The organism is Chryseobacterium sp. BGARF1 (genome assembly GCF_001677955.1).
GTDB lineage: Bacteria > Bacteroidota > Bacteroidia > Flavobacteriales > Weeksellaceae > Chryseobacterium.
Genome location: NZ_LELA01000065.1, coordinates 34905 through 44659 on the forward strand (window position 1 = coordinate 34905; position 9755 = coordinate 44659).

Consider the following 9755-nt stretch of genomic DNA (forward strand, 5'->3'; position numbering starts at 1 on the left):
GTTATTTAATTTTTGCGTGATATTTTGCGGCTCTTTCTGGATCAATAATAAATTCTTCACCGCCTCCGAAACGGCTTTCGGGAAACGCTTTAAAACCTTCAACCTTAATCTTTACATCAGCATCGTATTTTATAGCTTCAGCTAAAGAACCTTTTGGTTCACCTGATTTATCGGCTTGTGAAATGAAAATCCATAGTTTGTGGGGGAAATCTTCTTTTAATTTTTTGAAAGACTTAATATTCAGATTAGCATATTGTAGAGAGTCGATGAAAATAACTTCAGGGCTTCGCTGCTTGTTTAGTCTATCGCAAATTTTTTCCATCGATACTCGATTCCCAAACAATACTTTATCTTTTACTGCATTGATTCCGGAGCGTGCAATATTCATTTTGAAGGACTTTACCTTACCTTCTTCTAAAGAGTTTATAAGAACTTTATTTTTTACAAAGTCTGTAAATTGCTTCGCTAACTGCATCATTAGTGATGATTTCCCATTAAATGATTTCCCGTAAATAATCCAAACACCGGACATTGCAGGTTTTCCGAATGACTTCTCCCATTTACCCGTAAAATCAAATTCTTTAAACTTTGTGCTTTCAATTTCATCTACCGAAAAGAAGTCGTTTGCCATATTATTTTTCTTGTTTTTTTCTGAGGTTAAAAATTGCGTTTCGGGATGTTCCGTATTCTTTTGCAATTGCTGAATCTCCAATTCCCTCAGCAATTTTTTGTAATACCTCTTTTTTCTGTTGAGGGTTTAATTTTGGTGAATTTTTAGCGTTTCCGCCATTTGTTCCCCATTGTAAATTTTTGTAATGATAATTGGTGTAATCACCATCAATATGTTTTGCGGTTAGTCTGCATTCGGGTGGCATTCCGCTCCAACATTCTAAAACTAATCTTGCTAAACCTATTTGATGTTGTTTAAAAAGCAAGAATTTAAAAGGATGCTTTCCGGTTTTTCTCACTTTTAATTCTACAGGCAATTCATTAAGTAGTATTTTTGAGCCGTCCTGATTTACTTTTAAACCATTAATTTCCGGATGGTATCTGTATTCTTCTGTCATGATGCTGTTATTAATTTTTTATTATAATCTTCTATTACCTCCTCAATAAGGTCTCTTGCAATCCTGAAATCTCCTCTTGATTCTTTTGCGATAATTTGAATTGTATCTGAATCTGTTAATCCTTGAGTTTCACACATAATTTTAACATCGGCAGCAGTCGTTTGTTCAAATTCGTAGTATCTGCCGAATCGTGATTTTATTTCGTTGTAGCCATTTTTTTGTTTTCTTACACCATCATTTATCATTTTTACTAAGTGATTTGTTGCAAGTATTACAATAGAGCATTTTTTAAAAAGACGATTGTAAAATGTAATGAGATAGGGTAATACTTTGTCATTAAGCTTATCAACTTCATCAACTATGATTTGAGGGTCTTCTAACTTTAAAATTTTCTGAAATATTTCCTCAAGCATATAAGCAGGGTTGTTGCTTTCTGATGTAATATTCATCTGTTGCTGAATTTGAGCTAAGAAAAATTTAGCATCCCAATATTTCCCACATTCAACCCTGAAAACATTTGGATTTTCTTCTGCGAATTTTTTAGTAGTTTCAGATTTGCCGCTTCCAGCAGGTGCGATAATTGTCAGTAATTTTGCGGAAGTTTTAGCAAAATAAAGGTCATTTAATAGTTTTTCAGAATTACTCGTTTTCGCAAATTTCCAAGTGAAAACATTATGACCAACCTGAGCACCTATTTTTCTAAACATTTCATCTGTGTAGGGCTGCCAATTACCACTCAATAGGTGAGAAACAACAGCAGAAGATACCTTTAGTGCAGTAGCTGCTTTGTTTTGGCTTCCTTTTTTATCGGCAAATTTTCTGAGTAGTTCAACTATTTTTATTTTTTCCTGTTGTTCCATATTACATTATTTTTATTTTTTCTAAAATTGATTTATTGGTCTTAATTTGTTCATCTTTAGTAGTGTAAGCAGACAATTTAGCTTCCAGTTCCCAGTTATTTTCAATCATTGAATTTTGTTCATCAATTAGATTTTCACGGGTAATCCCTGTACGTTCTGCTATTTTTTGATATTCATTCCAATCTCGCATCATTTCAATATCTCGAATATTCATATCAGCTCTCATTTTTTCGTCCTGTTGAGCCTTACGAATGATAGGTGATTGGCTGTGTTCTCTCTTTTTCTGAGCATAGGCAACAAAAACCTTTTGCCCTTTTTCGTTTAACTCGTAGAGTTTGATATATTCGTTCAAATACTCAGGGTCGTAGGAAATAATTAACTTTGTATTTACTCTTTTTCTTCGGAAATCGATATCAACATTGCCATCAGTGTCGTAAACCTCAAATTCATAATCTATTCCCAAGTTTGTAAACTTCATCCCTTCTCTTCTATAAATTTTCGGAGTAGTTTCATTCAGCCAAAACATAGATATCTGTTCAAATGCATCTAATTCCCTCTCATGTTCCGATTTCATATTAAAAACTTCATTTCTTGATTTGTCATAACGTGGATGCTTCATTGCGTTCCATTCGTCAACCATAATTATGAAGTGTTTGTAAAGTTCTTCTTTGGTAGGTAGCGCTCCTTTAAATTCTTTAATGAAATCCACATTTACCTGTGAGCGACTTCTTTTCGATTTAATGCTCTGCTTATCTGAAAACCACCTTTTGTTGATGACCTGCATTTGAAACCTATCAAATATCTGTTCTATAGGATTTGATTTTCTTCCAACTTTATGATGATAATGCGTACCTCCTCCTGAAACTACACGGCTATATAACTCCTGCATTTTTTTTGTTTTGTGACCTGATTGCGCATCATAAGTAAATAGATATGGTTTTGCACATGCAGTATTTACTGCCATCTTTAGAGCCTTGAAGTGATCAACATGTGTTTCTGATTCTGAAAATGACCATCCTAATATTTTTTCACTGTAAACATCAATTACACAATCGATATTCATGTCAGCTCCCATTTTGTTTTTACTGTCTTTTACGTGAATGGTGTCTAATTTAGTTCCGTCAATCGCCCAGTGAGCATTCGGGAATAAAGTTTCCTTATCCTTTTTGATGGTGTGACCAAATCTATTTAACCAAGCTTCTTTCCCATCACGAGCCATTAACCAAATCCTTTCATTTTCAGGCTTCATCAAGAAATTTAAAACTCCGCTTTCCGATAATTTTGGAAAACCGGTGATTGGTCTTTTCTTTTCGTAAGCAATTAATAATTCCGGAATACTGCATTTAATAGGAAGTGAGTAGTATGCTATAAGCCATTCGCCGACTTCATCCGTAATTTTCAGTGAGTTTGTGTGGCAATAGTTACTGTGAATCAAACCTTCCATTCCCGGACGTGGATAACGCTTTGAGGTTTTATCTAATAAACAAGCTTCATATTTCGCTCTTAATGCCTGCGAATTTTCCGGAAGGTCAAAAGGATAGCGAATTCTTAAATCATCGCTAATTGAGTGAACAGAATCCGTAATTCTTTGCCACAATTCGGCTTTATTAATCTTTGGATTAGCTGATATTACTTTTCCGATAACTTTTTCAATTGCATTAAATACAACCACATTTGCTGTGTATTCTTCAACAATGTCTGAATTGGCTTCTGATAAATATCTCCCATCTTCAAGCTCGTAATTAGAAAAATATGCTAATGCAATCTCAGACGATTCTAAGTAATCTGAAAAATTGATTGTGCTTTTTTGCTCATAAGGATTGATTTTTAAATCGTGTTCAATGATATTTTTGAACCGCTCTGGAAGGCTTGCATATATGTAAAGAGCACAGTTACCAAGACCTTTACCCATTCTCGCACGTTTTATTTGCCCTCTGTGTGCAAGAATTTTAAGACTGTTAGCAGTAACTATACCTACATCAGCAAGCCAGTTTCCTTTTACGCATAAAGTGTTATTATAGTATTCAAACATTATTTAAACGGTATTTAAATAGTTTTTAATTAGTTCCCGCTATGGTGTCGAAACCACACAAAGCCGTGGCGGGAAATTCACTATATTTGAGTGCTAACAAAAAATATAGTTATGAGTAATTTAGATGCTATTACAGAGCAATTCAGTCGTTATTTAACTGGTTGGGCTATGTCAAAGGCGATTTTGGATGATTATTGTGAGGTTGTTTCAAAACTTGAAAATGTATCAACTGATGAAGTCAAAGAAAGAATCTTAAAAAAAACGAAAGAAAATTTCGATGTCGCAAAAAAATCTATTCCAAAACAGGAGTAGTATTACTTATAATTACTGTTATTTCATTAATTATATAATCTGATGATTTTGATGTATCTACCGGAGCATAAGTGATTTTAAAGGGAAAGCCTAATATCATTCTATACTGTGCAATTTCTTTGCGTCCGGTATTTGCATCAGTTACTTCAATGTTTTTGTAACAAAAAATGTTTTGCAATAATTTTTTCATAGTTTTTATTTTAATTGATTTGCTTGTATTTCAATAGCATCTTTAGCTATTTTTTCTAAAGAATTATATTCCTTTTTCAATTCATCCGGCATCAATCCTGTACGATCACCACGCAAGCATTTTCTGATGTAATCAATCGAGAACCCGTATTTATTAGCAAGAACACTGAGGATAACCGTATTGTAGCTTGTCTTTTTTTGTGTAGTTTTGTTCATTGTCTTGTTTGTCTTTTGTATAGGACAAATATATACACAAAATGTTTATTAAAACAAGTAAAAATACACAATTAGTTTATGTTTATGGATAACACTTTGATTCTTAATGAAATAAAATCTTACTATAATTTAAAATCTGATTCTGATTTTGCTAAATTTTTAGATATTAAGCCTCAAACACTCTCTAATTGGAAATCAAGAAATAGTATTGATTATTCAGTGATATCAACGAAGTGTGTAGAGATTGATGCTAATTGGTTGCTTACTGGGAAAGGAAATATGTTGAAGAATGCGAATCTATATGCAATTGAAGAAAGATTCCACCATTCTAAAAGTATGGAATCGGATATCAGCTATGGCAATACAGTGCCTTTGTATGATTTGGAAGCAACAGCAGGTGTTTTTGAAGTTTTCACTAAGAATCCGCAGAGCGTGCCAATAGATCACATAACAATACCAAATCTCCCTAAATGTGATGGAGCGTTGTATATTAGAGGAGATTCTATGTATCCGCTTTTAAAAAGCGGCGATATTGTTGCGTATAAGACAATTCAAGATAAATATAATATTATATGGGGTGAAATGTATCTAATTTACTTGGAACACAATGGGGATGAGTATTTCTTCTGTAAATTTCTAAAGAAATCATCTCGTGAAGGATATATCGAACTAATTTCTCACAATCAACATCATCAAAGTACCGAATTTCCTGTTGAAAGCATTAAAGCTTTAGCTCTTGTTAAAGCAAGTGTTAGATTTAATACTCTTTATTAAAATTAATAAATATAACTCACTGACTTGCAGGTAATTGATTGATTGTTTTAATTATTTTAACTCATCATACCCCCATCAACTGAACATTGTTTTATATAAATACACAATTTGTTTATGTGATTTTACTATTTACTGAATGATTTTTTTGCACAATTCTGTAACCCTTAATGTAACCCTTAATGTAACTTTAAGTTGTTTTATTAACTAAACTATTTAATATTTTGTAAAGTTGATGAAATATTGTTTTAAGGTCTGTTAAAAGGTTTATTAAACACTAAAAAAACGCCCGTAAACTATTTATAATGCAGTTTTCGGGCGTTTTGCTGTAATAATGGTATTTGCGTTTAAATTATGGTATTTAAAGCTTTGTAGGATGGTAGTAAAATAGTAGATAATGGTATTTAATTTTACTTTTTACCATTTTTGTAATTGTCTCTTTTTTTCTTGTAAACACCTATGAATAAAAGACTTTGCAGTTTTTTTTCGTTTTTTATTTTTGACCTTTTATTTTCATGCCCCTACAAAGATACTCAAAAATGAAAGCAATTCACAACACAGTATCATTCAAAGCAATGGTATTGAAAGTTGTGTTATATCTCAAAGATACTCAAAAATGAAAGCAATTCACAACTATTTTTTGCGATGTATTCAACGAAATTCTGTTGTGTTATATCTCAAAGATACTCAAAAATGAAAGCAATTCACAACACCAGTGATAAACATTTTGTTGGCCGATTGGTTGTGTTATATCTCAAAGATACTCAAAAATGAAAGCAATTCACAACTCAAATCGATTTTGACATTGCTTCTACACTGTTGTGTTATATCTCAAAGATACTCAAAAATGAAAGCAATTCACAACGTAAAACTTGTACTGATGTAGTTGGAAATAGTTGTGTTATATCTCAAAGATACTCAAAAATGAAAGCAATTCACAACTCAACTATATCTAAATCGTAATTCAGCCAGGTTGTGTTATATCTCAAAGATACTCAAAAATGAAAGCAATTAGAATATTAAAGCTTCAACGCTTAATATTTAAAATATTAATTCAAAAATTCAGAGGTGTTGATTCTTACGCAGTACTCACTTCCAAGATAGAGTGGGTTGCCGTGTTTCTCAGACCAGAAGCCATCTAGTACATTTTTATTAATGCAATGGTAAACAGCAACTCCTTTATAAATCATTTCATCATCACTTTTGTAATTGAAATTGATGACTAAAATTTCATTTTTATAAAAACCTGTTCCATTTTGGATGTGGTCATCAATCATCCATTCAGCAATGATTCTGTTGTTTTCATCCAGAGATAGGGTAAGAATTCCTTGGTAAGTAACCTCATCACTTTCTACCTGATTGCTTCCCTGAATAGAATAACTTCCTATCAAATCGTGTATTGTCATAATTTTTTTGAGAATTACAAAAATAGAAAAACCTTTCCAATCTTTAGGAAATGGAATTTCTTGTGCGAATTCACGTATCTTTAACAAACATTATAAACCAATGATTTTTTATTTACTGACTGTCATCAATCTCTTAACTTTTTTTGTGTTTTTTGCAGATAAACGAAAAGCAATAAAGCATCAAAGAAGAATTTCTGAAAATACGCTTCTTATGCTAAGTTTTTTCGGAGGTAGTTTGGGTGCGGTAATGGGTATGATGATATTCAGGCATAAGATTTCTAAAAAAATATTTCTTGCAAAGTTTTTTGGAATACTTGTTCTTCAAATCATATTGGTAGTTTTTTATAAAAAGTTTAAACAATTTTACTTTTAAAATAAAAAAAGTTCCTTAAAATAATTTAAAGAACTGTAAGTTAAAATTTTTGATACTTAAAATAATTAAGGCAAAAGCTTTTCGTAATAAACAGGAGTGTATTTTTCAGCATCAAATCCCAAAATTAGAAAACGGAATTTTTTTGCAGTATCATTATTATAAAAATCAACCTTTGCAGGAGTGTCTGAATCTATTTCCATATTGGGATTCCAGTAGAGTACAGGTCTGTAGTCACTGCTTATCTTAGACAATTCAGAATTTCCGTAATCAGAATCAGGGTATTCTTCAGATTGATTATAACCTTCCATAACAAAAAAGTTAAGGTTCACCATTTCTGAAAGTGAGTTTGTTTTGGTTACAGGTTTGGTATCTCCTCTTTTAGTATAGATAAGTACACCGCCACTACCACCGCCACTCATACCAATTGCACCGTCTTTAATAATTTTTACCATAGCAATATTATCTGAAGATAAGCCAGTAAGGGTGCTAGCATCAGTTAGCATTTCATCCAGATAAACATTCGCTTTTGCTTGACGGATGTATGGAGTTGGAATTCCATTTTCGTAACTAATTGTTAATCCGGCAGCGCGACCTTGTAGCCATTGTAATATATTTTGTGAACTCGCGGACTGATTTTCATTGATAAAATCAAAAACGGTCTCACTCATGCTTCTATAAAGCGGGCTACTCAGTTTGTTGTTTAGTTCAGCCGTAAGATTTTTCTTTTTAGCTTTTAATTTTACTTCTTCAATGGTAATTATTTTTTCATCATATTCTTTTTTTGCTTTTTGAGCTGCTATTATTTTATTAATCTCTGCGGGTTGTGATGAATCTGATGCTCTGTCTACCAATTGATATCCTTCAATAGCTGGTAGCTCTTTTTTTAATGGAATAAAAGTATTGGTAGGATTTACGTAAACATTGGTTCGGCTTTTTAAAGCTGCATTTGCGCCGTTTAATTGATAAGTGATTTTAATAGGTTTTTCGAAAAGCATATTGTCGAAGAAAAATTCTCCGTTACTGTCTGTTTCAACCTGAAAAAATTCGCTCCCTGATTTACCTCCGTCTATAAGCATGAGCAGATTTTGCTGAGATGCGGGTTTTGCATTAAGTGTTACTCTTCCTTTATATGAAATGTATTTAGAAGGATTATTGATGATAGAAGGGTAATTTCCTGCTATGATTTCTTTCCAGTCGAAAGATTTCCATTGTTCAGAAATCAATAAAGCATCAAGTGCTTCTGTATTTCTTTTTTCGGTAAAATATTGTGCAGGTTTGTCGATTTTAGACTTGATAACACCTGTAAGCCATAATGAGCTTAAAAGATTTTCATCCTGCAAAGATTTTTTAAACTCAGAATCAAATACGGTTACAGAATAATTGATGATATCCTTAAGAGGCTTAATTTCTAAAGAATTTAAAGCTCTCTTTTCTGCACTGACTATTTCAGGCTTTATTTCAGGAGCGGCAATATTTAGATGCTGAGGCATTACAAAACACATTCTGCTTACCAATACATTTTCTTTATCATCAAATACCGTAAGTTGTAAAACTCCGTTGATAAGCTGATTGGTGGGTATCGCCTGAAATGCATCTTTTAACTGATTCACTTTTGCTTTATAAACCAACTGATCACCGATATTGGCGATAACAGTGTAATAGGGAATACTTTCGCCAGTGTTTTTTATTTTATATTTAATATTTTCTTTTTCACTGATAACCTGTAGGCTTACTCCCTTTTCTAAAACTTTCGGAAGTGCGACAGATTTTTGTAAACCGTTATTATCTGTAATTATTGCTTCGTAAATTTTATCTTTTTCAGGGCTTAATGAGAAAACGCCAACATTTCCGTCTAAACCTTTAAAAGTGCTGATTTTCTTTTCAGGATGGTCTTTTTCAATTACATACCCGTCCCATTGAGAGGGTGGAGTTCCGGTATTATGAAGACGCACAGCTATTTTAGTCTGGTTTCCGGCAATAAAAGAATTTCCTTCCGGATGCACTGTTGCAGACCACGAAGAAGATTTATCTGTAACTAATTTTTTAGGCGAAGAAGGATTGTATATAGGTATTTGCTTTATATACTGAAAATCTTCCTTTAGATTACTCATCATCGGAGTGTAAGCTCTCACGAAATAAACATCTTCACTCAAACTTTCAGGAATCTGAAAACTTCCCTGAACAACTCCGTTAAAAATAGGAAATCTTTTTTTCAGAATTTGCTTTTTACTTTTGTCATAAAGCTCAATGAAAAAGTTGGTTGAAAGATCGGATATGCTAAAGTTTCTGAAAACCATAGCATTAAACCACAATGTTTCCCCCGAAAGATAAAGATCTTTATCTGTAAGGATATAAATATTTTCCTGTGAAAGATTTTCGTTAATATATTGAAGAGCCTTATCGGCAGATTGTTGTGAGTGGATGTGGCTGAAAGATGCCAAAACAAAACAGAATGTAATTATTCTTTTCATGTTCTACTACATTAATATTATGCAAATTAAGTGAAAACTGTTTGCCTGATAAAATATT

General features: G+C 32.5%; 11 protein-coding genes and 1 CRISPR repeat array. Of the genes, 3 read left to right on the forward strand and 8 right to left on the reverse strand.

Features of this window, described 5'->3' with window-relative positions; genetic code table 11:
- Position 1: 1 nt before the first annotated feature.
- The 4 genes from AB671_RS12845 to AB671_RS12860 are packed head-to-tail and all read right to left on the reverse strand — an operon-like array spanning position 2 to position 3959.
- Positions 2-631: a hypothetical protein gene (locus AB671_RS12845; protein WP_066679597.1), complete on the reverse strand. Its 630-nt coding sequence runs from the start codon at positions 629-631 to the stop codon at positions 2-4.
- 1 nt (position 632) lies between these two features.
- Positions 633-1067 (reverse strand): hypothetical protein, encoded by a 435-nt coding sequence (locus AB671_RS12850; protein WP_066679598.1) that lies wholly within the window; start codon positions 1065-1067, stop codon positions 633-635.
- Entirely contained in the window at positions 1064-1927 is an 864-nt protein-coding gene (locus AB671_RS12855) for an ATP-binding protein (protein WP_066679599.1), read from the reverse strand. Before AB671_RS12855 ends, AB671_RS12850 begins: the two co-directional genes overlap by 4 nt.
- Before the next feature lies 1 nt (position 1928).
- Positions 1929-3959 (reverse strand): hypothetical protein, encoded by a 2031-nt coding sequence (locus AB671_RS12860; protein WP_066679600.1) that lies wholly within the window; start codon positions 3957-3959, stop codon positions 1929-1931.
- 111 nt (positions 3960-4070) lie between these two features.
- On the opposite strand from AB671_RS12860, the gene AB671_RS12865 reads away from it, so the two are divergent.
- The gene (locus AB671_RS12865) at positions 4071-4271 is read left to right on the forward strand and encodes a hypothetical protein (protein ID WP_066679601.1); all 201 of its coding nucleotides are present in this window, start codon (positions 4071-4073) and stop codon (positions 4269-4271) included.
- Here the strand turns inward: AB671_RS12865 and AB671_RS12870 are convergent.
- Positions 4252-4461 carry a hypothetical protein gene (locus tag AB671_RS12870; protein ID WP_066679602.1) on the reverse strand — a complete coding sequence of 70 codons (210 nt, stop codon included), beginning with the start codon at positions 4459-4461 and terminating at the stop codon, positions 4252-4254. The genes AB671_RS12865 and AB671_RS12870 overlap by 20 nt on opposite strands.
- A 5-nt stretch (positions 4462-4466) precedes the next feature.
- Complete coding sequence (locus tag AB671_RS12875) at positions 4467-4676, reverse strand: hypothetical protein (RefSeq protein ID WP_066679603.1); 210 nt, start codon at positions 4674-4676, stop codon at positions 4467-4469.
- 84 nt (positions 4677-4760) lie between these two features.
- Here AB671_RS12875 and AB671_RS12880 point away from each other — a divergent pair, with 84 nt between their 5' ends.
- Positions 4761-5450, forward strand: coding sequence for a S24 family peptidase (locus tag AB671_RS12880; protein ID WP_185114105.1), 690 nt, complete (start codon positions 4761-4763; stop codon positions 5448-5450).
- Between the two features lie 584 nt (positions 5451-6034).
- Positions 6035-6466: direct repeats of the CRISPR family, unit length 47 nt; unit sequence GTTGTGTTATATCTCAAAGATACTCAAAAATGAAAGCAATTCACAAC.
- A gap of 30 nt (positions 6467-6496) precedes the next feature.
- On the opposite strand, the gene AB671_RS12885 is transcribed toward AB671_RS12880, so the two are convergent.
- A complete protein-coding gene (locus tag AB671_RS12885) occupies positions 6497-6853 on the reverse strand; it encodes a hypothetical protein (RefSeq protein ID WP_066679663.1) in 357 nt (118 codons plus the stop codon).
- A 7-nt stretch (positions 6854-6860) separates the two neighbouring features.
- On the opposite strand from AB671_RS12885, the gene AB671_RS12890 reads away from it, so the two are divergent.
- Positions 6861-7226, forward strand: coding sequence for a DUF1294 domain-containing protein (locus AB671_RS12890; RefSeq protein ID WP_228390959.1), 366 nt, complete (start codon positions 6861-6863; stop codon positions 7224-7226).
- Positions 7227-7291: 65 nt separating this feature from the next.
- On the opposite strand, the gene AB671_RS12895 is transcribed toward AB671_RS12890, so the two are convergent.
- Positions 7292-9697, reverse strand: a complete 2406-nt coding sequence (locus AB671_RS12895) for a hypothetical protein (RefSeq protein ID WP_066679606.1) — start codon at positions 9695-9697, stop codon at positions 7292-7294.
- Positions 9698-9755 lie beyond the last annotated feature (58 nt).